We start from the raw sequence: 21,428 nt of genomic DNA, 5'->3' as shown, positions 1-21,428 counted from the left end.
GTTTGCAAATCAGGCGGCGCGCGGTCCCCACAGGATGATGGCCGCGCCCGCCAGGCAGACCAACGCGCCAATTGCGTCCCATTGATCGGGCCGCCGCCCCTCGGCCAGCCACATCCAGAACAGCGAGGCGGTGATGTAGATCCCGCCATAAGCGGCATAGGCGCGCCCCGCATGATCCGCCGGGCTTTGCGCCAGAAGCCATGCAAACAGCGCCAGCAGACCCAGTCCGGGCAGCACCCAGAAAGCCGATCGGTCTAGGCGGAGCCAGGCCCAGAAGGCAAAGCAGCCTGCAATTTCGGCGAATGCGGCGAACAGGTAGATGGCAAGGCTCTGCATCCCGCCTCGATACCCAAGCCGGCAGCCGCGGTCCACAGCGCCTTTCCAGTTGCAACTGGAAGGGGATTCTGTCAGACGACGCCCGACGGGAGCCCATGACGCAAAAGGACCGTCGCGATGAACCGCACCATCAAGATCGCACTGGGCAGCATCGTGATCGGGATCATCGTCCTTGGCCTAAAGACGGTGGCTTGGCAGATCACCGGGTCCGTTGCGCTTTTGTCCGATGCCTTGGAAAGCACTGTCAATGTCGCCACCGCGGTGGCCGCGCTGATCGCCATCCGCATCGCGCAACGCCCTGCCGACCGCAGCCACCCTTACGGCCACCACAAGGCCGAGTTCCTGTCGGCCGTGCTTGAAGGCGTGATGATCATCGTCGCAGCGCTGCTGATCCTTGAAGAAGCCTATCAGGGCATCCGCAACCCGCAGCCGCTGGATGCCCCGGTCAGCGGGCTGCTGCTGAATGGCTTTGCGGGCTGCATCAATGCGGTCTGGTGCATGGTCCTGATCCGGCAGGGCCGTCGCCTGAAATCCCCGGCCCTTGTGGCCGACGGTCAGCACCTGCTGTCCGACGTCATCACCTCGGCGGGCGTGATCCTGGGGGTCGTGCTAGCCATTGCCGCGGACCGTCCGATCCTGGACCCGATCCTGGCCGGTTTGGTTGCGGTCAATATCCTGTGGTCGGGCTGGAAGGTGATGTCGGCATCCCTGGGCGGGCTGATGGACAAGGCGGTGTCCGACGACCTGCTGCGCGACATCCGTTCGACCATCTCGGACCACGCGGATGGCGCGATCGAGGCGCATGACCTGCGCACCCGCCACGCGGGCCGCATGACCTTTATCGACTTTCACCTTGTCGTGGACGGGGATACGCCCGTGGCCCAGGCCCATGCGATCTGCGACCGGATCGAGGCCGCGCTGAAGAAGCGGCTGGACGACGCGCAGATCACGATCCATGTCGAACCCGAACACAAGGCCAAGCATTCGGGCGTGCTGGTGCTTTAGGCGGCCAGCCGCACCCACACGGGCACGTGGTCGCTGGGCTTTTCGGCGGCGCGGGCCTCCTTGTCGATGCCAGTTTCCAACAGAAGGTCGGCGGCCTGCGGCGACAACAGCAGGTGGTCGATGCGGATCCCGTCATCGCGCGACCAGGAACCGGCCTGATAATCCCAGAAGGTGAACGGCCCGCGCGTGGCCCAAGGGTCGCGGATCCGAACCGCATCGGTCCAGCCCTGGTTCACGATCCGCCGGAACGCCTCGCGGCTTTGGGGCAAGAACAGCGCGTCATCGACCCAGGCTTGCGGCCGGGCGGCGTCGCGGGGTTCGGGAATGATGTTGAAATCGCCCAGCATCACAACCGGAAGCTCGCTTTCCATCAGCTCTGCGGCACGCAGGCGCAGGCGTTCCATCCAGGCCAGCTTGTAGTCGTATTTCGGCCCCGGCGCCGGGTTGCCGTTGGGCAGGTAAAGCCCCGCGATGCGCACCGCCGTGGAACCCACCACCGTCGCCTCGATATAGCGGGCCTGTTCGTCCGAATCGTCGCCGGGCAGTCCGCGCTGCACATCCTCCAGCGGCAGCTTGGACAGGATCGCCACACCGTTGAAGCCCTTCTGGCCGTGCGTTTCGACGGTCCAGCCCAGATCCTCGAAATGGGCGTGGGGAAAGCCCTCGTCCACGGATTTGATTTCCTGCAGGACGACCAGATCCGCCCCCGATCCGGCCAACCAATCGGTCAGCGCCTGGATCCGGGCCTTGACGCCGTTGATGTTGAATGTCGCGATTTTCATGGGCCGCATCTTTATCCGCCGCCCCGCGATTGGCAACCGGGGGCGGGGCAGATACGTTCTTCCCCCATGCGTCGCCTGATCGCCATTCTGCTGATGATGACCCTGGCCCTGCCCGCGCTGGCGCAGGATCGGCCGCGCGCGGGCCTGATGTGGAACCGCAGCGGGCTGCCTGCGACCCTTCCCCTTGTCGTCCAGACCCTGCCGGGGCGGGACTATGCGGTCTTCCTGTCGCCGGAAACAGGGGGCGATCCGGTGATGGCGGGCTATATCCATGGCGGGCAGTTCTTCCGCCTGCTGGTGCCGCCGGGAACATGGGTCGTCCGCTTTGCCCACGGCACCGACTGGCAGGGAGAGGATGCGCTGTTCGGTCCCGACACCAAATGGACCGAGGTCGAGGAGCCGATGACCTTCGGCGCCTCGGTCGCGCGCAAGCACGGCTACATCATCCGCCTGATCGAGACCGAGGGGAAGGTCCGCGTCGCCACGGCGGGTTCCCTGGACATCTGCCAGGGCCTGACCGTGACGACCGAGCTTGAGGAGCGCGACGAGAACGACCGCCAGGCGCTGAACCTTCTTCCCGCGCCGGGCCTTCAGGACCTGCGCGACGACTTCGACACCTTTCCCCGCAGCGACTTCAACCGCCTGCCGACCCCTGGCCTGCGCAGGCTGGATATCGACCTGGACACCCGCAGCCGGGTTTGCGGCTAGATCGAGAAGGAGGTGCCGCAGCCGCAACTGGACGAGGCATTGGGATTCTCGATCACGAAGCGCGCGCCGATCAGTTCATCTGCAAAATCAATCGTGGCCCCCGCCAGATAGGGCAGCGAAACCGGATCGACCACGACCTTCTGGCCCCCGCCCTCCAGCACAAGGTCATCCGCCTCGGCCTGGTCCAGGCGGATGTCGTATTGGAAGCCTGAACAACCCCCGCCTGCGACCGCGACGCGCAGCGGGCGGGTTTCACCCGAATCGTTGATCTCGGCCAGGCGGGCGAAGGCGCGTTCGGTGACTTTGGGCGGCAGGTTCATGGGGCGTTCCCGTTTTCGTCTTGAGTGCCTAAATATAAGGTCCACCGCACCTGTTGCAAGGAAGGCCCTGCCCCCTGATGTCCAGTGCGATCGCGCCCTATGCCTGCCACCCCGAAGACAGCCGCGGGCGGCTGCACCCGGAACGCATGTCCACCTTCCGCAGCCCCTGGCAGCGCGACCGGGACCGGATCATCCATTCCTCGGCCTTCCGGCGCCTGAAGCACAAGACCCAGGTCTTCGTCGAACATGACGGAGAGGCCTATCGCGGCGATTATTTCCGCACCCGCCTGACCCACACGGTCGAGGTCGCGCAGGTTGCGCGGACCATCGCCGGCGCGCTTGGCCTGAACACGGATCTGGCGGAAACGGTGGCGCTTGCCCATGACCTGGGCCATCCGCCCTTCGGCCATACGGGCGAGGATGCCCTGGCGGCGCTGATGCAGCCCTATGGCGGCTTCGACCACAATGCCCAGGCCCTGCGGATCGTGACCCGGCTGGAACGGCATTATGCCGACTTCGACGGCCTGAACCTGACATGGGAGGCGTTAGAGGGCATTGCCAAGCACAACGGCCCCGTGACCGGCTCCCTGCCCTATGCCCTGGCCGAGGTGAATGCCGACTGGGATCTGGAACTGCACACCAATGCCAGTGCCGAGGCCCAGGTGGCCGCCGTTGCGGATGACGTGGCCTACAACCATCACGACCTGCACGACGGGCTGCGGGCTGACCTGTTCACGGAAGATGAACTGGCCGAACTGCCGGTCGTGGGCCCCGCCTTTGCCGAGGTCGACCATCTTTACCCCGATCTGGACCCGACCCGCCGCCGTTACGAGGCGCTGCGCCGCGTCTTCGGCGTCATGGTCGAGGACGTGATCGCCGTGGCCCAGAACCGGCTGGCCGGGTTGCAGCCGCAATCGGCGCAGGAAATCCGCGACATGGACGGGCCGATCATCAGGTTTTCCAAGCCGCTTTACCAGAACATCAAGGCGATCAAGTCCTTCCTGTTCACGCGCATGTATCGCGCGCCCGCGGTCGTGGTTGAACGCACCAAGGTCACGGCAATGCTGAACGACCTGTTCCCGCTGTTCCTGCACGACCCGGGCCGGATGCCCGATCATTGGAGCGACCTGGCCCGCAAGGCGGGCGACGAGACCGCCTGCGCGCGGATCGTTCTTGATTACGTCGCAGGCATGACCGACCGCTTTGCCATCGCCGAACACCAGCGGCTGTTTCCGCGCCGCTGATATTTCCGCAGGCCGCGAACCTCTCTGCGTTCCATGCGTTCCGCTCGCCGAAGGATGAACGCAGAAAGGACAATCGATGTTCACACGCAGCGGATCGGCCACCTGGCAGGGCGGGCTGAAGGACGGTAATGGCACGGTCTCGACCCAGTCGGGCGCCTTGAACGAACTTTCCTATGGCTTCAACAAGCGGTTCGGCGAAGAGCCCGGCACCAACCCCGAGGAACTGGTCGGCGCGGCCCATGCTGCCTGCTTCAGCATGGCGCTGTCGAACATGCTGTCCGGGGCAGGCATCGGCAATATCGACATCAAGACCACGTCCAAGATCACGCTGGAGAAGGACGGTGACGGTTTTACCGTGACCAAGGCGCATCTGGTGACCCAGATCTCGGCTGACGGCGACAAGGCGCAGATCGAGGAACTGGCGCAGAAGGCCAAGGCCGGCTGCCCGATCTCGAAGCTGCTGAACGCCGAGGTCACGATGGACGCAACGGTCGCCTGATGCGGATCCGGATCGGGCACGAGATGACGATCGAGGTGCCGCAGGACACGCCCCTGATCACCCTCACGACACCGGAAGAAGCGCGGCACCGCGACTTTGTCTTCCCTGAGGATGCGAAAACCATCCCCTCGGTCCCGGTCCAGAGCTATGTCGACCGTTTCGGCAACATCTGCCGGCGCATGGTTGCGCCGGCAGGCATCTTCACCATCTTCAGCGACATCACCCTGAACGATCCCGGCACTTGGGACGAGTCCGATGTCAACGCCGCCGAATGGCCCGTCGAGGCGCTGCCCCCCGAGGTTCTGGGCTACCTGACCGCCTCGCGCTATGTCGAGGTGGATCTGGTCAGCAACGAAGCCTGGCAGTTGTTCGGCCATGTCGCGCCCGGATGGAACCGTGTGCAGCATATCGTGGATCACGTGCACGGCAGCATGGTCTTCGACTACAAACTGGCCTCGCAGTTCCGCACGGCGGCAAGCGCCCGGCAGGACGGCGTGGCGGTCTGCCGCGATTTTGCCCATCTGGCGCTGGCCTATCTGCGGGCGCTGAACATCCCCGCCCGCTATGTCAACGGCTATGTTGGCGACATCGGCGTGCCTGCGGTCGCCGCGCCTATGGATTTCGCCGCCTGGATCGAGGTTTTCCTGGGCGGCAGGTGGTGGACCTTCGATCCGCGCAACAACCAGCGGCGGATCGGCCGGGTCGTCGTTGCGCGTGGCTTGGACGCGGCCGACGTGCCCCTGATCAACACCTTCGGCACCCATACGTTGACGGGCTTCCGTGTCTGGTGCCATGCCGTCGACGACTTCGGCAACGAACTGGACGGGATGCTGTTTGCCTGATCTTGCAACGGCTTGCCATCTGTGACCTCCTGCCCTTCATCAGGGCAGGATCGCATCATGACCGTCTTCAAGGGCCTTTCCGCATTCCCCATCACGCCCGCCGACGCCGAGGGCCGGGTCATCCTGCCGGACCTGTGGCGGATCCTGCAGCGTGTCGCGGACGGCCAGCCAGACTCGATCTGCGTGCTGGGCAGCACGGGGGCCTATGCCTATCTGGACCCCGACCAGCGTCGCGCGGTGGCCGAGGCGGCGATGGCCCAGGTTGGCAGCCGCGTTCCGGTCATCGTAGGCGTGGGTGCGCTGCGCACCGACATGGCGGTGGACCTGGCCCGCCACGCCGCCCGGATCGGCGCCGCAGGGCTGCTGGTCGCGCCCATGTCCTATACCCCGCTGACCGAGGACGAGGTCTTTCACCACTTCGCAGCCATCGCCGCGGCCAGCGACCTGCCGATCTGCATCTACAACAACCCCGGCACGACGCATTTCACCTTCTCCACTGCGCTGCTGGCCCGGCTGGCGACGCTGCCGACCGTTAGGGCCGTCAAGATGCCGCTGGTGGCGTCGGGCGACTTCGCAGGCCAGATCGCCGAACTGCGCGCCGCCCTGCCCGATGGCTTCTCAATAGGCTACAGCGCCGACTGGGGCTGCGCCCCCGCGATGCTGGCAGGGGCGGATGCCTTCTACAGCGTCGCGGCCGGGCTGTGGCCCTATCCGATGCTGCGGATGGTCCGCGCGGCGCAGCGTAGCGACGCGGCAGAGGTCGGCCGGATCGACGCGGCTCTTGCGCCCCTTTGGGCCCTGTTCAAGACGCGCAGCAGCTTTCGCACCGTCCATCGCGCGGCGAACCTGCTGGACCTGACCACGGCACAGCCCCCGCGCCCCGTCCTGCCCCTGCCGGAAGCCGAAGACGACGCACTGCGCGCGGCTATCGCCACCCTGGACGCCCATCAGCATTAGCATACCGTTGCATACCGATTGCCTATCGGCCCCGCGCCGGATAGAACCGCGCGAAATTGCGAGGGAGCCTTTCGATGACCAAGACCCGCACCGAAACCGACAGCTTCGGCCCGCTAGAGGTTGACGCCAGCAAATACTGGGGCGCGCAGACGCAGCGTTCGATCCAGAACTTTCCCATTGGCTGGGAACGCCAACCGGTCGCGATCATCCGCGCCCTTGGCGCCATCAAGCTGGCGGCGGCGCGCGTGAACCAGGCCAATGGCGATCTGGACCCGGCCATCGGCAAGGCGATGGAACAGGCCGCGACCGAGGTTTTCGAAGGCAAGTTCGACGACAACTTCCCGCTGGTCGTCTGGCAGACGGGGTCCGGCACCCAGTCCAACATGAACGCGAACGAAGTCATCTCGAACCGCGCCATCGAGATCCTGGGCGGCGAACTGGGCTCGAAGAAGCCGGTCCATCCGAACGACCATGTCAACATGGGCCAGTCGTCGAACGACACCTTCCCGACCGCGATGCATGTCGCCATCGGCATGGTGGCCCGCGACACGCTGATCCCCGGCCTGGAAAAGCTGCACAAGGCGCTGCTGGTCAAGTCCGAGGAATTCAAGGACATCATCAAGATCGGCCGGACCCACACGCAGGACGCCACCCCCCTGACCCTGGGCCAGGAGTTCGGCGGCTATGCCCATCAGGTCCAGAAAGGCATCGAGCGGGTCAAGCTGGCGCTGACCGACATCTACGAACTAGCACAGGGCGGCACGGCGGTTGGCACCGGGCTGAACACCAAGAAGGGCTGGGACACGGCCATTGCTGCCGAGATTGCCAAGATCACCGACCTGCCCTTCGTGACCGCCCCCAACAAGTTCGAGGCCCTGGCCGCGCATGACGCGATGGTCTTCTTCTCGGGCGCGCTGAAGACGGTCGCGGCATCCCTGTTCAAGATCGCCAATGACATGCGCCTGCTGGGATCGGGCCCCCGGTCCGGCCTGGGCGAGCTGATCCTGCCGGAAAACGAGCCGGGGTCGTCCATCATGCCGGGCAAGGTCAACCCGACCCAGGCCGAGGCGCTGACCATGGTCTGCGCGCATGTCATGGGCAATGACGCGGCCATCGGCTTTGCAGGGTCGCAGGGGCATTTCGAGTTGAACGTCTATAACCCGATGATGTCCTATAACGTGCTGCAATCCATGCAGCTTCTGGGGGACGCGGCGGGCAGCTTCACCGACAACATGGTCGTGGGCACCCAGGCCAATATCCCGCGGATCGAGAAGCTGATGAAGGAATCGCTGATGCTGGTGACGGCCTTGGCGCCCACCATCGGCTATGACAACGCCACCAAGGTCGCCAAGACCGCGCACAAGAACGGCACCACCCTGCGCGAGGAAGCGATCGCCCTGGGCTTCGTGGATGGCGAGACTTTCGACCGCGTCGTCCGCCCCGAGGACATGATCAGCCCCAAGGGCTGATCGGGCTTGACCTGCCACGGCCGGGGCGCGTTATGCTGACGCGTCCCGGTTTTTCATTGGATCCATGACCAAGATCATCAACCTGCGGCAGGCCCGCAAGCAGCGCGCCCGCGACGACAAGCGCGCGTCAGGCGACGCGAACGCCGCCAGGTTCGGCGAGGCGAAGCCCCTGCGCGATGCCCGCCAGGCCGAGGCTGATCGCGCAAACCGCATCCATGACGCGCACCGGCTGGACGATCCGCAAGGCGATGATTGACCTGCCGCCGATGACGCCCCCGGCCAAGCGGTCGGTGACCATCGACGGGCACCGCACGTCGGTCTCGCTGGAGGACGCGTTCTGGCGCGGCATCGCGGATGCCGCCCGCGCGCGCGGCATGACCCGGGCACAACTGATCGGCCAGATCGACCATACCCGTCCGCCCGAAGTGGGGCTGGCGACGGCGCTGCGCCTGTTCGTGATCGCCGAGTTGCGGCGATAGCCCGGGGACTGTCTGCCCCCCTCGGACCTGCCGGCCCCTTCCTCCCTGAAGAAGGTCCACTGGACCTTTTTCCGGGCGTTCGGAAGCCCCGAGGATATTTTCGACCAAAGTGAAGGATCAGGCGCGGAGCGTGCCGCCGGTCGCCTTCTGGACCTTGTCGATGATCTTCTGGCTGACGGCCTCGATCTCGGCATCCGTCAGGGTCTTGTCGCGCGGTTGCAGGCGGGCCGTGATCGCGATGGACTTCCGGCCGCCTTCAAGGCCCGTGAACTGGTCGAAGACGGTGACGCTGTCGATCAGCGCCTTGTCCGCGCCGGCGGCGGCATTGACCAGGGTCAGCGCCTCGACCTGCGGGTCAACCACGAAGGCGAAGTCGCGTTCGACCGCCTGCAGTTCGGAAACCGCAAGCGCGGGGCGGGTCGCGGTTTTCGCCTTGGGGAACGGCACATTGGCAATACGGACGGTAAAGGCCACGGCAGCGCCCTTGATGTCGAAGGCGCGCAGGATGCGGGGATGGATTTCCCCGAAGGTCGCCAGCACGTTCGGGCCAAGGGCGATGTTGCCCGCGCGGCCCGGATGCCACCAGGGGTCCAGCTTTCGGTTGACCTGCACCTTGGCGGGCGCGCCGATGGCGGCCAGCACGGCCTCGGCATCCGCCTTGGCATCGTAAAGGTCCACCTTGCGGCGGCTGCCAAAGGGGTCGCGCGGCGCTGTGTTGCCGATCATCAGCCCGGACAGTTGTGTCGCCTGTTCGCCCGGCTCGCCGCCCGGGAAGACCGGGCCCAGTTCAAACAGCGCCAGGTCGGCAAATCCGCGCGACTGGTTGCGCGCCGCGGCGGCCAGAAGGCCGGGCAGCAAGTCGGGGCGCAGATGGGTCATTTCGCTGCTGATGGGGTTTTCGACCCGGACTGCATCCGTGCCGCCGCCGAACAACGCGGCCGCCGCGCTGTCGATGAAGCTGTAGGTCACGCATTCGTTGTAGCCAAGCGCCGCAGTCTGCCGCCGTGCCGTCTTTTCGCGCACCTGCAGTGGCGTCAGCACCGGCTTCGGCACGCCGGGCTTCGGACGCGGCAGGGGCTGGCCCTGCAGCTTGGTCAGGCTGGCGATGCGGGCGATTTCCTCGACAAGATCGGCCTCGCCCAGCACGTCGGGGCGCCACGACGGGACATGGGCCATGTCGCCCTCCATCCGGAAGCCGAGCGCGGTCAGGGTCGCGCGCTGTTCCTCGGCCGGGATGTCCAGGCCAACCAGGCTGGCGGTGCGGGCGGTGTCCAGGCGATAGGCGCGGGCGGTATCGGGAACGGCACCGGCCTCGACCACCTCGGACGGCTCTCCTCCGCACAGATCCAGAATCATCTGCGTGGCAAGTTCCAGCCCCTGGCGGGTGAAGGCCGGGTCCACGCCGCGTTCGAAGCGATAGCGGGCGTCGCTGTTGATCCTAAGCGTGCGGCCGGTGGCCGCGATGGCGATGGGATCCCAATAGGCGCTTTCCAGGAAGACGTCGGTCGTGTCTTCGTCGCAGCCGGAATGTTCGCCGCCCATGATCCCGGCGATGCTTTCCGGGCCATTCGCGTCAACGATTACCATTGCGCCTTGGGGCAGCGCATAGGTCTTGCCGTCGAGTGCCAGGATCTCCTCGCCCGCCTTGGCGGGACGAACCGAAAGATCGCCAGAAATCTTGGCGATGTCAAAGACATGCAACGGCCTGTTCAGGTCATAGGTGAACAGGTTGGTGATATCGACCAGGGTGTTGATCGGGCGCAGTCCGATCGCGCGCAGGCGCTGTTGCAGCCATTCGGGCGCGGGGCCATTCCTGACGCCCCGGATCACCCGGCCTGCGAAATAAGGCGCCTTGTCGGCAATGGCCGGATCGATGGTCACACCGACAGGACTGAGGAAGCGCCCCGGAACCACGGTATCCGCCACGGGCTTCAGCACGCCCAGGCCACGCGCGGCCAGATCGCGGGCGATGCCATGGACGCCAAGCGCGTCGGGGCGGTTGGGGGTGATCTTGATGTGGATCATCGGATCGACCTTGTCCGGCGCGTTCTGCGCCAGCCAGTCCACGAACCGCTGGCCCACCTCGCCCGAGGGCAGTTCGATGATGCCGTTGTGTTCGTCCGAAAGTTCCAGCTCGCGCTCGGACGCCATCATGCCGTGGCTCTCGACGCCGCGGATCTTGCCTACCCCCAGCGTCACGTCGATGCCGGGCACATAGTCGCCGGGCTTGGCCAGCACCACCGTGATCCCTTCGCGCGCGTTGGGGGCGCCGCAGACGATCTGCTTCTCGCCCTCGTCCGTCAGCACACGGCAGACGCGCAGGCGGTCGGCATCGGGATGCTGTTCCGCCTGCAGGATACGGGCCAGGGTGAAGCTGCGCAGCTTGGCCGCGGGATCGCGCACCTCCTCGACCTCGAGTCCCAGGTCGGTCAGCGCCTCGGCGATCTGATCCAGGGTCGCGTTCGTATCGAGATGCTCTTTGAGCCAGGAGAGGGTGAACTTCATGATCTCGCTTTCCGGTTTCGCCAGCACGGACGTTTGCCTGCGTTGAACCCATCCCGGGCCGGATGGTCAAGCGGCAAGCCGTTCCTGGGGCGCAAGGAAAACCGAAAATATCCCGCAGCCGATTGTCCAGGCCCGCCGCAAGTGCCAGAACTTGCGCGGATCCGGCACATTCGCCGCAGAAGGAGTGGATCATGCCCCATCGCCACCGCCCCGCGCGGGCCAGCCTGACCATCACTGCCGCCTTGGCTCTGGCCCTGCCGGCGATGGCCCAGGACCAGGCGCCGTCATCGGCGCAGGACAACAGCCGGATCTGCGGCGGAACGGTTGAATGGCTTGGCGGAGAGGCCGGGGCAGAGATTTCGGCGGGTTCGCTTCCCTTGTCGGCGCAAGCGCAGGTCACTGGACCCGCGCGGTCGCTGTTCGCCTTCCGCGTCGCCGCCGACAGCCAGGCCATCCGGGCCGAAGCACGGGCGGACGAAGGCGATCCGGCCATCGCGCTGCTGACCGAGGAAGGCGACGTGATCGCCGAAAACGACGACACGCCGACCTCGCTCAATTCCTCGGTTGAGACAAACGTGGGTCCGGGCACCTATTGCCTTGCCCTGTCGTCGGTCGGAGAAGGGGCGATGGCCGCTACCGTCCAGGTCTCTCGTCCCGACCAGCCTGCCCTGCTGGCAGCCGAGGGCGAGGGCAGTTCAGGGATCGAGGCGATCACCCCGTGCACCCCGGACACCCCGGCTGCTGCCCTTGCAGAAGGTTCGCTGGACGACCGGTTGGAACAAGGTCCGGTAAATGCCCGGCAGGACGCGACGCAGACGGGATATGTCCGCTTTTCGCTGGCTCAGCCGACGTCGCTGACCCTGCGCGCGACCAGCCCTTCGCTGGATCCGGCGATGCGACTTTTCGATGCCCAGGGCGGGCTCTTGGCGGAAAATGACGATGCGGACGGGCTGAACGCCCGGCTCGACTTCGCCACGGCGCTTGCGCCCGGGGACTATTGCATCGGAGTCGGGGCGCTTGCACCGCAGCCGGGCGAACTGACCATTTCGGCCGAAAGACTGGATCCGCAGACCTTCCTGCGCAACGCCTATCGGAAGGGAGAGTTGAACCCACCGTCCGACGGCAGCTATCCGGTCCAGGATCTGGACCTGGCGACGCAGAAGCAGACGGTTGTCCTGCATGACGGCGCCGCGCAATGGGTGGGCTTTGACCTTGACCAGCCGACCGTGGTCATCATCAGCGCCTATGGCGGGCTGGTGGGCGCCGATCCGAAGCTGGTGCTGTTTGCCCCGAACGGAGCCCTTGCGGGCGAGAATGACGACAGCGATGGCGGAACAGATGCTCGCCTAGGTCCGATCCTGCTGCAGCCGGGCCGCCACCAGTTGGGCGTGATCGACGTGAACCGGAACGACGGCAGCACCGGCCCGATCCGTCCCATCGGCCTGATCTTCGAGCGCTTCCTGCGGGCCGAGTGAAAACGTCAGATCCTTGCACCGCGTCCAGGCCTTCCTATCTATCATCCGAACGGGCGGCCCCGCCGCCCCCCAGATGGAGAGGCCAGTGTCCGACAACGTCCAGCAACAGCTGCTGATCGAGCAACGCGTTGCGAATGAATCGAAATCCCAGTTGGTCGCCTATTTGCTGGCGATCCTGTTGTGGGGCTTCGGCGTGCATCGCATGTATCTGGGACGCTGGGCCAGCGGCATCATCATGCTGCTGATGTGGACCTTGGGGTGGCTGACCGCGCCGATCCTGATCGGCTGGGTTCCCATCGCCCTGGTCTGTGCCTGGGCCTTCATCGACCTGTTCCTGATCCCCGGCATGATCCGCAACGACCAGGCGGTCATCCGGCAGAGGCTGATGACCGGCCGCTGGTAAACTGGCTGCACGACAACAAAAAAAGGGCTGTGCAGGCGATCCTGCGCAGCCCTTTCAATGTCGGAAGGACAAAAAACTATTTCGGGGCGATCATCATGACCATCTGCCGGCCTTCCAGCTTGGGCATCGATTCGACCTTGCCGGCCTCGCCCACGTCGTCGCGGACGCGGTTCAGCAGTTCCAGCCCCAGATCCTGGTGCGCCATCTCGCGGCCGCGGAAGCGCAGGGTGACCTTGACCTTGTCGCCCTCGCCCAGGAACTTCATGACCGAGCGCATCTTCACATCATAGTCATGGGTATCGGTTCCTGGACGGAACTTGATCTCCTTGATCTCGATGATCTTCTGCTTCTTGCGGGCCTCGGCCTCGCGCTTTTGCTGTTCGTACTTGAACTTGCCCAGGTCCATGACCTTGCAGACAGGCGGGACGGCGTTGGGCGAGATTTCGACCAGATCAAGCCCGGCTTCCTGCGCCATCTGCAGCCCGACCGAGGGCGGGACCACGCCCACATTCTCTCCGTCGGCGCCGATCAGGCGGATTTCGGATACGCGGATGCGTTCGTTGACGCGGGGGCCGGTATCACGGGTGGGCGGTGCGTTATGCGGTCGGCGGGCTATGGCTGTGCTCCTTTGATAGCCAAATCGGAATAGACGGAAAATAAGCGTGAAGGCCGGGGAATTCAACCGGATTTGATATCCGCAACCGCCTTGTTCCGGCAATCCGTCCGCCCGATCCTGCGCCCATGCCTTTTCCGCGCCCGGCCCCTGTGCCATAGCTTTGCGGAAACATCTTCAAGGAAAGTCGTCATGCGCGTTGTTCTGGCCCTGGTTGTCGTCCTTACCCTCGGCCTTGGGGGGTGGTGGGTCTGGCAAGACCGCCAGGCCGGGCAGGACAGCCTGCCCCCGGCGCCCTCCGCCGAACTTGCCCCGGACGAAGCCCCTGCCCCGCAAGAACAACCCTCGACCGCGCCGGCCGCCACCGAGCCTGCCGAGGATGCGAGTGCCGCGACCCAGGCCACGGAAGCCGCCGCCGACGCGGCAGCGGATGCGGCGGCCATTGCAGCCGACGTCGCCGCCGAAGCCGTCGAGGCGTCCGAGCAGACGGACCTTGCCCCCGTCAGCGATGCCGCGGCCGAGGCCGAGGCTGCCGCCGAGGCCGCGCTTGACGCCGCCGACCGCGCAGCGGATGCCGCGGCCCTTGCCACCAGCGGCGCCACCGCCCCCGTGGCGGAAGCCGCCGCCAATGCCGCGGAAGCCGCAAACGAGGCTGCCGCCGCCACCGACCAGGCCGCATCCGCCGCCGTCGCCGCGACCCGCATCCAGACGCTGCTGACGCCCGAGGGCTTCGACGCGGCCGAAGTGAACCGGATCATCGACGGCGCGGCCATTGGTGATACGCAAAAGGCCACCCTCAAGCGCCTTGTCGAGACGGCAGGGACGAATCCCGACCTGCTGCGCCAGGCCCTTGACCAGGTGAAGGCCGTGATGCCTTGACCTCGCATCCGTCGCTGACCGACTTCCTGGCAGGCCGCCCTGCGGTGCTGGCCCGCGGGCCGCTGGCGCTCATCCTGGTGGAAGACGACGCGGCGGTCCTTGAGACCCTGCGCCATCACCTGGACATCGGTTTCAGGCACATCCTGGCCCTGTCGCCCGACCCGATCCCCGTTGCGCCCGAGGACGCGCCGCGCGTCACGAACCTGCACTGGCGGACGCGCGACCCGCTGGCCCATCAGGGCGCCGTGAACGCGGTCATGACGGCGGTGCCTGCCGGGACCTGGCTCTATTATTGCTACAACGCCGAATTCCTGTTCTTCCCCTTTTCGGAAACCCGCAGCGTCGGAGAGCTTCTGGCCTTCCACGCCGAGGAACGGCGCGAGGCGATGCTGACCTATGTCATCGATCTCTATTCGCCGGATCTGACGCGGGATCCGAATGCCGTCAGCCTTTCCGACGCGATGTTCGACCGGGCCGGGTATTACGCCCTTGGCAGGCGCGGCACGGACGGCCAGCCGCTGGAGCGCCAGCTTGATTTCCACGGAGGCCTTCGCTGGCGGTTCGAGGAACATGTCGCCCCTGCCCGCCGCCGCATCGACCGGATCGGCCTGTTCCGCACAGCCCCCGGCCTTCGCCTGGAACCGGACCACCAGTTGAACGTGCCGGAATACAACACCTATGCCTGCCCGTGGCACCACAACCTGACCGCCACGATCACCTCGTTCAGGGCGGCGAAGGCCTTGGCCACCAATCCCGGTTCCCGGGAAGCAATCGGCAGCTTCCGGTGGAGGAACTCGGAGCCCTTCCAGTGGCGCGCGCAGCAACTGATGGACCTGGGATTGATGGAGCCGGGGCAGTGGTTCTAGCCAGAGGCGTCGTGGCCGACCTAGCCCCTGCCAACTAACCCGCGGGCGGCAGCACGCCCTCGCTGAAATTTGCAGTTTTTCAATTTTCTGCCGTCTCATCGCGCCCCGTTTGCAAATTTTCTCGTTTCTGCTTCCCCGGCTGGCAGCGCGTGGCTAGGCTGCGGCAAATGATCGGGGAAGGCCGCGATGAAGGACATTCTTCAGGAACTGGAAGACCGCCGGACGCAGGCTCGGCTGGGTGGTGGTCAGCGCCGGATCGATGCGCAACACGCGCGGGGCAAGCTGACGGCTCGCGAACGGATCGAGCTGCTGCTGGACGAGGGCAGCTTCGAGGAATTCGACATGTTCGTCACCCACCGCTCGACCGATTTCGGGATCGAGGCGGACCGCCCCTATGGCGACGGCGTCGTGACCGGCTGGGGCACGATCAACGGCCGCATGGTCTATGTCTTTTCGCAGGACTTCACCGTCTTTGGCGGATCGCTGTCGGAAACCCATGCCCAGAAGATCTGCAAGATCATGGACATGGCGATGCAGAACGGCGCCCCGGTGATCGGGCTGAACGATTCGGGCGGCGCGCGGATCCAGGAAGGCGTGGCCAGCCTTGCGGGCTATGCAGACGTGTTCCAGCGCAACATCATGGCGTCCGGCGTGGTGCCCCAGATCAGCGTCATCATGGGCCCCTGCGCGGGCGGCGCGGTCTATTCGCCCGCGATGACCGACTTCATCTTCATGGTGAAGGACACGTCCTACATGTTCGTGACCGGCCCTGATGTGGTCAAGACGGTGACAAACGAGGTGGTGACGGCCGAGCAGCTTGGCGGCGCATCCACCCACACGAAGAAATCCTCGGTCGCGGATGGCGCATTCGAGGACGACGTCGAGGCACTGTCCGAGATCCGCCGCCTGTTCGACTTCCTGCCGCTGAACAACCGCGACAAGGCGCCGGTGCGCCCCTTCTTCGACGATCCTGCCCGGATCGAGGAAAGCCTGGACACGCTGATCCCCGACAACCCGAACCAGCCCTATGACATGAAGGAGCTGATCGTGAAGGTCGCGGACGAAGGCGACTTCTACGAGATCCAGAAGGACTTCGCGGGCAACATCATCACCGGCTTCATCCGCATCGAGGGCCGCACGGTTGGCGTGGTCGCCAACCAGCCGATGGTGCTGGCAGGCTGCCTCGACATCGACAGTTCCCGCAAGGCCGCGCGCTTTGTCCGCTTCTGCGACGCCTTCGAGATCCCGATCCTGACCTTCGTGGACGTGCCTGGCTTCCCGCCGGGCACGGGACAGGAATATGGCGGCGTCATCAAGCACGGGGCAAAGCTGCTGTTCGCCTATGGCGAGGCGACGGTGCCGAAGGTCACGGTCATCACCCGCAAGGCCTATGGCGGGGCTTATGACGTGATGGCGTCGAAACACCTGCGCGGCGATTTCAACTATGCCTGGCCCACGGCGGAAATCGCGGTGATGGGCGCCAAGGGCGCGGTCGAGATCCTGTATCGCAGCGAACTGGGCGATGCCGAAAAGATCGCGGCCCGCACCAAGGATTACGAGGACCGCTTCGCCAATCCCTTCGTCGCGGCGCAGAAGGGCTTCATCGACGAGGTGATCCAGCCCCATTCGACCCGCAAGCGCGTTGCCCGGGCCTTTGCCAGCCTGCGCGGCAAGCAGCTGTCGAACCCCTGGAAGAAGCACGACAACATTCCCTTGTAAGGCGCGGGATTTCCATGCTGTTGCACAAACGCGTGAATGATGCAGGCCAGCCACAGGGCGCGGGACATTTGCCCCGCCCGGCGCGGCCCGCCTGTCTGCGCGACGATGGCGCGGCTATCATGCCCGCCGGGGCGGTGCAGCAAGACATCCCCCTGAACCCGAGCAGACGGGCGCAGCCGCGCCCGCGTTACAGGAGCGTGACTACATGTCGAAGAAAATCATCCTCAGCCTCGTGCTGGTCTCGGCCTTCGCTGCGTGCCAGCGTCAGGCAGCCGAACCCGAAGTCTTTGTGCCCGCCCCGAACCCGGTCACGACCGAGCCGGTCTACCAGGGCAAATACGGCGCCAACTAAGCCGAACCGACTGACTTTGCGTGGGCGGTTCGGCTGCCCGCGCCTTCCCGGCCAGGTCCAGCCACGCCCCCGTCAACCTGACGCATCACGGGGCACATCATGCTGAAGCACCGAGGCTTTCCGGGCCGCCTTCCGGGCACCGACTTCCAGTTCGTCATCCGGCGCGAGAATCGCAAGAAGGGCGCGACGCCCATCACGCGGCGCGAACGCTTCCGCGACCGCAAGCCAGCCGACCGCCGCGCCGACGCGGGCTTCCTGGCCGCGCTGATCCAGCATTTCGGGGACGAGCCCTTCGTCCGCGGCAACCTGGACGCAGGCCGACTGGGCTGGCTGATCGGGCGCGAGGTCAAGCCCGTCGGCGCCTTCGATCCCGCCGATTACGAACAGTTGCTGCAGGTCGACATGGCCGCGGCAGAAGCCTCGTTCCCCGAGCTTTTCGCCACCGACAGCCCGCCCGATTTCGGCTGGGAAGACGACGGCTGGGATGAGGGCGAGGACGAGGACGAGGCGGACCGCTGAAGATGCGCAATTTGCTGCCTAGGGCCTTGAAGTCACACCCATGTCAGTTTGACCTGGCCCTTGGCTATGCGATAGTCCGTCACCATCCATCACCGGCCGTTCACGCGGCCCACTATACAGGCAATCCCTTATGCAGACTTCGCTGTTCACCCGCGTCGCAGCCGGCGCTTTCGTTCTTCTCGGCCTGGCCGCCTGTGACCAAGGCTATGGTGCCGGCGGCATTTCGCCTGACGCGCAGCGTGCAGCGGGCGGCGCCGTCGCGGGTGCCGTCATCGCCAAGGCCCTGGACGAGGATCTGGCCACTGGCGCGGCCATCGGTGCCGTCGGCGGCGCGCTGTGCGACGACGCCGGCGTCTGCCAGCGTCGCTACTGATCGTTTCGGTTTATCCGAACCTGACCGGCTGGATCGGCGTTCCGGTCCAGCCTTTCACTTCATAGGAAGACAAGAATGTCCAAATTCCTTGCCATTGCCGCGCTTGTCGGCACCACGGCCATCGCGGGCTGCACCCAGGGCATCAACCCGACCGACACCGACCGCGCGCTTATCGGCGCGGGCGTCGGCGCGACCGTTGCCAGCGTCAGCGGCGAAAACGTCCTCAAGGGTGCGGCCATCGGCGGCGCTGCCGGCGCGCTGTGCAACGACGTGCGTCTCTGCCAGTAACGACCTGATTTCGGCGCGCCCGTCGCGCCGCGTCACCTTTATCGCCGCCCGGGGCCTGCGCCCCTGGGCGGTTTTTTCATGACCGGCCGGGGGGGCCCATGTTCAAGAAGATCCTGATCGCAAACCGGGGCGAGATCGCCTGCCGCGTCATCAAGACCGCCCGCAAGATGGGGATCGCGACCGTCGCCGTCTATTCCGACGCCGACCGCAACGCGCTGCATGTGAAGATGGCCGACGAGGCCGTCCATATTGGCCCGCCCCCCGCGAACCAGTCCTATATCGTGATCGACAAGATCATGGACGCGATCCGCCAGACCGGCGCCGAGGCCGTCCATCCCGGATACGGCTTCCTTTCCGAGAACATGAAGTTCGCCGAGGCCTTGGAGCGTGAGGGCGTCATCTTCGTGGGGCCCCCATCCCCCGCGATCGAGGCGATGGGCGACAAGATCACCTCGAAGAAGATCGCGCAGGAGGCGGGCGTCAGCACCGTTCCGGGCTACATGGGCCTGATCGCGGATGCCGAGGAAGCCGCGCGCATCAGCGACCAGATCGGCTATCCCGTGATGATCAAGGCCTCCGCAGGCGGCGGCGGCAAGGGGATGCGCATCGCCTGGAACGCCGTGGAGGCGCGCGAAGGCTTCCAGTCATCGAAGAACGAGGCCGCCAGCAGCTTCGGCGACGACCGCATCTTCATCGAGAAATTCGTGACCCAGCCCCGCCACATCGAGATCCAGGTGCTGGGGGACAAGCATGGCAATGCTGTCTATCTGCACGAACGCGAATGCTCGATCCAACGGCGCAACCAGAAGGTCATCGAGGAAGCGCCCTCGCCCTTCCTTGACCCGGAAACCCGGCGCGCCATGGGGGAACAGGCGGTCGCGCTTGCCAAGGCCGTGGGCTATACCAGTGCGGGCACGGTCGAATTCATCGTGGACGGGCAGAAGAACTTCTACTTCCTGGAGATGAACACCCGCCTGCAGGTGGAACATCCGGTAACCGAACTGATCACCGGCATTGATCTGGTGGAACAGATGATCCGCGTGGCGGCCGGCGAACCCCTGCCCTTTGCCCAGGGCGATCTGAAGATCAACGGCTGGGCCATGGAAAGCCGCCTTTACGCCGAGGATCCCTATCGCAACTTCCTGCCCTCGATCGGGCGGCTGACCCGCTATCGCCCCCCGGCCGAAGTGGCCACGGCCGACCATGTGGTCCGCAACGACACCGGCGTCTTCGAGGGGGGCGAGATCAGCATGTTCTATGACCCGATGATCGCCAAGCTGTGCACCTGGGCGCCCACGCGCCAGGGGGCGATCGAGGGGATGCGCGTGGCCCTTGACGAATTCGAGGTCGAAGGGATCGGCCACAACCTGCCCTTCCTGTCGGCGGTCATGGATCATCCGAAATTCGTGTCGGGCGACATCACCACGGCCTTCATCGCCGAGGAATATCCCGAGGGTTTCGGGGGCGCGACCCTGCCGGACGACGAACTGGCCCGCGTGGCCGCCGCGGCATCCGCCATGCACCGCGTCGCGGAAATCCGCCGCACCCGGATCAGCGGTCGGTTGGACAATCACGAACGGCGCGTGGGCGAGAACTGGGTGGTGTTCATCGGCAGCCGCGAAATCCCGGTCCGGATCCGGGCCGATCGCGACGGGGCCACGGTGACCGTGAACGGCCGCGACCTGCGCGTCGAAAGCGGCTGGAAGCCCGGCCAGTCGCTGGCGCATCTGATGGTCGACGGCCGCCCGCTGGTGCTGAAGGTCGACAAGATCCCCGCGGGCTTCCGCCTGCGCAGCCGGGGCGCCGACCTCAAGGTCCATGTCCGCCGCCCCCGCACCGCCGAACTGGCGCGCCTGATGCCGGAAAAGCTGCCGCCCGACACGTCCAGGTTCCTGCTGTGCCCGATGCCCGGGCTTGTCGTGAAGATCGCCGTGGCCCCCGGCGACGAGGTTCAGGAAGGCCAGGCCCTTGCCACCGTCGAGGCCATGAAGATGGAAAACATCCTGCGCGCCGAACGCAAGGCCGTGGTCAAGTCGGTCAATGCCGAGGCCGGACAAAGCCTCAAGGTCGATGACGTGATCCTGGAGTTCGAATGACCTTCGCCACCGCCCTGACCGACCCGCGCGTCGTGGCCGCCATGATCGGGGGCGCGGTGGTGGCGGGTGGCTGGGTGGTGACGCATCTTCTCAGCGCGCGGCGCGACCGGGCGGCGCGGGCCGAACGGGTCCGCGACGTGCAGGGCGCGCTTTATGCCGAAATCCGGGTCCATGTCGCCACGCTGAAGGGCCAGAACCTGCCCCGCTATGGCGCCGAGGTCGAGGCCCTGATCCTCAAGGACGACGGCTTCTTCCCGGTCATCCCGACCGAACACAACGACCGCCTGTTCAGCGCGATTGTCGAGGATATTCATGTCCTGCCCTTTCGCGTGGTCGATCCGGTGGTGCAATACTACAACCAGTTGTCCACGATCGGCGCGATGATCGCGGACCTGCGGGCGCTGAGGCTGGACAGCATGGGCGCGGTCCGCGCCGCGCGCATGTATCGCCATTACATCGAGATGAAGATCGAGGCGATCGCCCTGGGCGAGGAAGCGATGGCCTTTCTGGTGACCCATCTGACCGGGGGGCGCGCGGCTGTCACGGCTTTGAGCGATTCGCTGCAAAAAGCCCGCCTTGCGGAAACCAAAGCGGGCGTCACATCATGGATCGAGGCTGAAAAAACGCGGCTTAGCGCAGGGAATAGCCCGGCATCGGGCCGGTTCGGCCAGTGATCGGGCGGGGGTTGTAGGATGTCGT

The 21,428-nt window shown here is 65.7% G+C and carries 25 protein-coding genes; 20 read left to right on the top strand and 5 right to left on the bottom strand.

The window, feature by feature from the left end:
• Positions 1-9: 9 nt before the first annotated feature.
• Positions 10-336 (bottom strand): YnfA family protein, encoded by a 327-nt coding sequence (locus FIU66_RS06090; protein ID WP_167621874.1) that lies wholly within the window; start codon positions 334-336, stop codon positions 10-12.
• Between the two features lie 117 nt (positions 337-453).
• Here FIU66_RS06090 and FIU66_RS06085 point away from each other — a divergent pair, with 117 nt between their 5' ends.
• Positions 454-1,341, top strand: coding sequence for a cation diffusion facilitator family transporter (locus FIU66_RS06085; protein ID WP_167621873.1), 888 nt, complete (start codon positions 454-456; stop codon positions 1,339-1,341).
• Here the strand turns inward: FIU66_RS06085 and xth are convergent.
• Complete coding sequence (xth, locus tag FIU66_RS06080; RefSeq protein WP_167621872.1) at positions 1,338-2,123, bottom strand: exodeoxyribonuclease III; 786 nt, start codon at positions 2,121-2,123, stop codon at positions 1,338-1,340. The two genes, FIU66_RS06085 and xth, sit on opposite strands and share 4 nt — an antisense overlap.
• A gap of 66 nt (positions 2,124-2,189) precedes the next feature.
• Between xth and FIU66_RS06075 the strand changes: the two genes are divergently transcribed.
• On the top strand, positions 2,190-2,831 hold the full coding sequence (locus FIU66_RS06075) for a hypothetical protein (RefSeq protein WP_167621871.1): 642 nt from the start codon (positions 2,190-2,192) through the stop codon (positions 2,829-2,831).
• Here FIU66_RS06075 and FIU66_RS06070 read toward each other — a convergent pair.
• On the bottom strand, positions 2,828-3,151 hold the full coding sequence (locus tag FIU66_RS06070) for an iron-sulfur cluster assembly accessory protein (protein WP_167621870.1): 324 nt from the start codon (positions 3,149-3,151) through the stop codon (positions 2,828-2,830). The two genes, FIU66_RS06075 and FIU66_RS06070, sit on opposite strands and share 4 nt — an antisense overlap.
• Positions 3,152-3,228: 77 nt before the next feature.
• Here FIU66_RS06070 and FIU66_RS06065 point away from each other — a divergent pair, with 77 nt between their 5' ends.
• The 7 genes from FIU66_RS06065 to FIU66_RS06035 all read left to right on the top strand — a co-directional run bounded on the left by FIU66_RS06065 (position 3,229) and on the right by FIU66_RS06035 (position 8,641).
• Positions 3,229-4,395: a deoxyguanosinetriphosphate triphosphohydrolase gene (locus FIU66_RS06065; protein ID WP_167621869.1), complete on the top strand. Its 1,167-nt coding sequence runs from the start codon at positions 3,229-3,231 to the stop codon at positions 4,393-4,395.
• A 76-nt stretch (positions 4,396-4,471) separates the two neighbouring features.
• Positions 4,472-4,894 (top strand): OsmC family protein, encoded by a 423-nt coding sequence (locus tag FIU66_RS06060; RefSeq protein ID WP_167621868.1) that lies wholly within the window; start codon positions 4,472-4,474, stop codon positions 4,892-4,894.
• On the top strand, positions 4,894-5,736 hold the full coding sequence (locus FIU66_RS06055) for a transglutaminase family protein (protein WP_167621867.1): 843 nt from the start codon (positions 4,894-4,896) through the stop codon (positions 5,734-5,736). Before FIU66_RS06060 ends, FIU66_RS06055 begins: the two co-directional genes overlap by 1 nt.
• 57 nt (positions 5,737-5,793) lie before the next feature.
• Positions 5,794-6,693 carry a dihydrodipicolinate synthase family protein gene (locus tag FIU66_RS06050; RefSeq protein WP_167621866.1) on the top strand — a complete coding sequence of 300 codons (900 nt, stop codon included), beginning with the start codon at positions 5,794-5,796 and terminating at the stop codon, positions 6,691-6,693.
• A gap of 74 nt (positions 6,694-6,767) precedes the next feature.
• Positions 6,768-8,162, top strand: a complete 1,395-nt coding sequence (fumC, locus tag FIU66_RS06045; RefSeq protein WP_167621865.1) for a class II fumarate hydratase — start codon at positions 6,768-6,770, stop codon at positions 8,160-8,162.
• Between the two features lie 64 nt (positions 8,163-8,226).
• Positions 8,227-8,418: a DUF4169 family protein gene (locus FIU66_RS06040; RefSeq protein WP_167621864.1), complete on the top strand. Its 192-nt coding sequence runs from the start codon at positions 8,227-8,229 to the stop codon at positions 8,416-8,418.
• Positions 8,378-8,641: a ribbon-helix-helix domain-containing protein gene (locus tag FIU66_RS06035; protein WP_240544749.1), complete on the top strand. Its 264-nt coding sequence runs from the start codon at positions 8,378-8,380 to the stop codon at positions 8,639-8,641. The genes FIU66_RS06040 and FIU66_RS06035 overlap by 41 nt, the downstream gene beginning before the upstream one ends.
• A 117-nt stretch (positions 8,642-8,758) precedes the next feature.
• Here the strand turns inward: FIU66_RS06035 and pheT are convergent, their stop codons facing one another.
• On the bottom strand, positions 8,759-11,146 hold the full coding sequence (gene pheT / locus FIU66_RS06030; protein ID WP_167623402.1) for a phenylalanine--tRNA ligase subunit beta: 2,388 nt from the start codon (positions 11,144-11,146) through the stop codon (positions 8,759-8,761).
• Positions 11,147-11,337: 191 nt separating this feature from the next.
• Here pheT and FIU66_RS06025 point away from each other — a divergent pair, with 191 nt between their 5' ends.
• Both FIU66_RS06025 and FIU66_RS06020 read left to right on the top strand, forming a co-directional pair.
• Complete coding sequence (locus FIU66_RS06025) at positions 11,338-12,621, top strand: hypothetical protein (protein WP_167621863.1); 1,284 nt, start codon at positions 11,338-11,340, stop codon at positions 12,619-12,621.
• A gap of 85 nt (positions 12,622-12,706) precedes the next feature.
• Positions 12,707-13,024 carry a TM2 domain-containing protein gene (locus FIU66_RS06020; RefSeq protein ID WP_240544748.1) on the top strand — a complete coding sequence of 106 codons (318 nt, stop codon included), beginning with the start codon at positions 12,707-12,709 and terminating at the stop codon, positions 13,022-13,024.
• A 76-nt stretch (positions 13,025-13,100) separates the two neighbouring features.
• Here FIU66_RS06020 and infC read toward each other — a convergent pair whose 3' ends face one another.
• Entirely contained in the window at positions 13,101-13,640 is a 540-nt protein-coding gene (gene infC / locus FIU66_RS06015) for a translation initiation factor IF-3 (RefSeq protein WP_210254097.1), read from the bottom strand.
• 189 nt (positions 13,641-13,829) lie between these two features.
• Here infC and FIU66_RS06010 point away from each other — a divergent pair, with 189 nt between their 5' ends.
• The 9 genes from FIU66_RS06010 to FIU66_RS05970 all read left to right on the top strand — a co-directional run bounded on the left by FIU66_RS06010 (position 13,830) and on the right by FIU66_RS05970 (position 21,403).
• A complete protein-coding gene (locus tag FIU66_RS06010) occupies positions 13,830-14,516 on the top strand; it encodes a hypothetical protein (protein WP_167621860.1) in 687 nt (228 codons plus the stop codon).
• Positions 14,513-15,382, top strand: a complete 870-nt coding sequence (locus tag FIU66_RS06005; RefSeq protein ID WP_240544747.1) for a glycosyltransferase family 2 protein — start codon at positions 14,513-14,515, stop codon at positions 15,380-15,382. The genes FIU66_RS06010 and FIU66_RS06005 overlap by 4 nt, the downstream gene beginning before the upstream one ends.
• A 186-nt stretch (positions 15,383-15,568) precedes the next feature.
• On the top strand, positions 15,569-17,101 hold the full coding sequence (locus tag FIU66_RS06000) for an acyl-CoA carboxylase subunit beta (RefSeq protein WP_167621859.1): 1,533 nt from the start codon (positions 15,569-15,571) through the stop codon (positions 17,099-17,101).
• A 205-nt stretch (positions 17,102-17,306) separates the two neighbouring features.
• Positions 17,307-17,453, top strand: coding sequence for a hypothetical protein (locus FIU66_RS05995; RefSeq protein ID WP_167621858.1), 147 nt, complete (start codon positions 17,307-17,309; stop codon positions 17,451-17,453).
• Positions 17,454-17,552: 99 nt separating this feature from the next.
• Positions 17,553-17,972: a hypothetical protein gene (locus FIU66_RS05990; RefSeq protein ID WP_167621857.1), complete on the top strand. Its 420-nt coding sequence runs from the start codon at positions 17,553-17,555 to the stop codon at positions 17,970-17,972.
• 130 nt (positions 17,973-18,102) lie between these two features.
• Positions 18,103-18,345, top strand: coding sequence for a hypothetical protein (locus FIU66_RS05985; RefSeq protein WP_167621856.1), 243 nt, complete (start codon positions 18,103-18,105; stop codon positions 18,343-18,345).
• A gap of 75 nt (positions 18,346-18,420) precedes the next feature.
• Positions 18,421-18,633: a hypothetical protein gene (locus FIU66_RS05980; RefSeq protein WP_167621855.1), complete on the top strand. Its 213-nt coding sequence runs from the start codon at positions 18,421-18,423 to the stop codon at positions 18,631-18,633.
• A 98-nt stretch (positions 18,634-18,731) separates the two neighbouring features.
• Positions 18,732-20,729: an acetyl/propionyl/methylcrotonyl-CoA carboxylase subunit alpha gene (locus FIU66_RS05975; RefSeq protein WP_167621854.1), complete on the top strand. Its 1,998-nt coding sequence runs from the start codon at positions 18,732-18,734 to the stop codon at positions 20,727-20,729.
• Complete coding sequence (locus FIU66_RS05970) at positions 20,726-21,403, top strand: hypothetical protein (protein ID WP_167621853.1); 678 nt, start codon at positions 20,726-20,728, stop codon at positions 21,401-21,403. Before FIU66_RS05975 ends, FIU66_RS05970 begins: the two co-directional genes overlap by 4 nt.
• Positions 21,404-21,428: the final 25 nt, after the last annotated feature.

The sequence above is a fragment of the Paracoccus sp. AK26 genome, assembly GCF_011801365.1.
Taxonomy (GTDB): domain Bacteria; phylum Pseudomonadota; class Alphaproteobacteria; order Rhodobacterales; family Rhodobacteraceae; genus Paracoccus; species Paracoccus aerius.
Note: the sequence above shows the minus strand (reverse complement) of the source record. Positions and strands in the feature narration are given on the sequence as shown.

Excerpts from the sequence above, each read along its gene's own strand:
- FIU66_RS06065 (WP_167621869.1), top strand. The coding sequence starts at position 3,229 with ATGTCCAGTGCGATCGCGCCCTATGCCTGCCACCCCGAAGACAGCCGC.
- FIU66_RS06050 (WP_167621866.1), top strand. The coding sequence starts at position 5,794 with ATGACCGTCTTCAAGGGCCTTTCCGCATTCCCCATCACGCCCGCCGAC.
- FIU66_RS06010 (WP_167621860.1), top strand. The coding sequence starts at position 13,830 with ATGCGCGTTGTTCTGGCCCTGGTTGTCGTCCTTACCCTCGGCCTTGGG.
- FIU66_RS05995 (WP_167621858.1), top strand. The coding sequence starts at position 17,307 with ATGTCGAAGAAAATCATCCTCAGCCTCGTGCTGGTCTCGGCCTTCGCT.
- FIU66_RS06035 (WP_240544749.1), top strand. The coding sequence starts at position 8,378 with ATGACGCGCACCGGCTGGACGATCCGCAAGGCGATGATTGACCTGCCG.
- FIU66_RS05990 (WP_167621857.1), top strand. The coding sequence starts at position 17,553 with ATGCTGAAGCACCGAGGCTTTCCGGGCCGCCTTCCGGGCACCGACTTC.
- xth (WP_167621872.1), bottom strand. The coding sequence starts at position 2,123 with ATGAAAATCGCGACATTCAACATCAACGGCGTCAAGGCCCGGATCCAG.
- FIU66_RS05975 (WP_167621854.1), top strand. The coding sequence starts at position 18,732 with ATGTTCAAGAAGATCCTGATCGCAAACCGGGGCGAGATCGCCTGCCGC.
- FIU66_RS06060 (WP_167621868.1), top strand. The coding sequence starts at position 4,472 with ATGTTCACACGCAGCGGATCGGCCACCTGGCAGGGCGGGCTGAAGGAC.
- FIU66_RS06040 (WP_167621864.1), top strand. The coding sequence starts at position 8,227 with ATGACCAAGATCATCAACCTGCGGCAGGCCCGCAAGCAGCGCGCCCGC.
- FIU66_RS06070 (WP_167621870.1), bottom strand. The coding sequence starts at position 3,151 with ATGAACCTGCCGCCCAAAGTCACCGAACGCGCCTTCGCCCGCCTGGCC.
- FIU66_RS05970 (WP_167621853.1), top strand. The coding sequence starts at position 20,726 with ATGACCTTCGCCACCGCCCTGACCGACCCGCGCGTCGTGGCCGCCATG.
- FIU66_RS06055 (WP_167621867.1), top strand. The coding sequence starts at position 4,894 with ATGCGGATCCGGATCGGGCACGAGATGACGATCGAGGTGCCGCAGGAC.
- FIU66_RS05985 (WP_167621856.1), top strand. The coding sequence starts at position 18,103 with ATGCAGACTTCGCTGTTCACCCGCGTCGCAGCCGGCGCTTTCGTTCTT.
- fumC (WP_167621865.1), top strand. The coding sequence starts at position 6,768 with ATGACCAAGACCCGCACCGAAACCGACAGCTTCGGCCCGCTAGAGGTT.
- FIU66_RS06000 (WP_167621859.1), top strand. The coding sequence starts at position 15,569 with ATGAAGGACATTCTTCAGGAACTGGAAGACCGCCGGACGCAGGCTCGG.
- FIU66_RS06090 (WP_167621874.1), bottom strand. The coding sequence starts at position 336 with ATGCAGAGCCTTGCCATCTACCTGTTCGCCGCATTCGCCGAAATTGCA.
- FIU66_RS06085 (WP_167621873.1), top strand. The coding sequence starts at position 454 with ATGAACCGCACCATCAAGATCGCACTGGGCAGCATCGTGATCGGGATC.
- FIU66_RS06025 (WP_167621863.1), top strand. The coding sequence starts at position 11,338 with ATGCCCCATCGCCACCGCCCCGCGCGGGCCAGCCTGACCATCACTGCC.
- FIU66_RS06075 (WP_167621871.1), top strand. The coding sequence starts at position 2,190 with ATGCGTCGCCTGATCGCCATTCTGCTGATGATGACCCTGGCCCTGCCC.
- pheT (WP_167623402.1), bottom strand. The coding sequence starts at position 11,146 with ATGAAGTTCACCCTCTCCTGGCTCAAAGAGCATCTCGATACGAACGCG.
- FIU66_RS05980 (WP_167621855.1), top strand. The coding sequence starts at position 18,421 with ATGTCCAAATTCCTTGCCATTGCCGCGCTTGTCGGCACCACGGCCATC.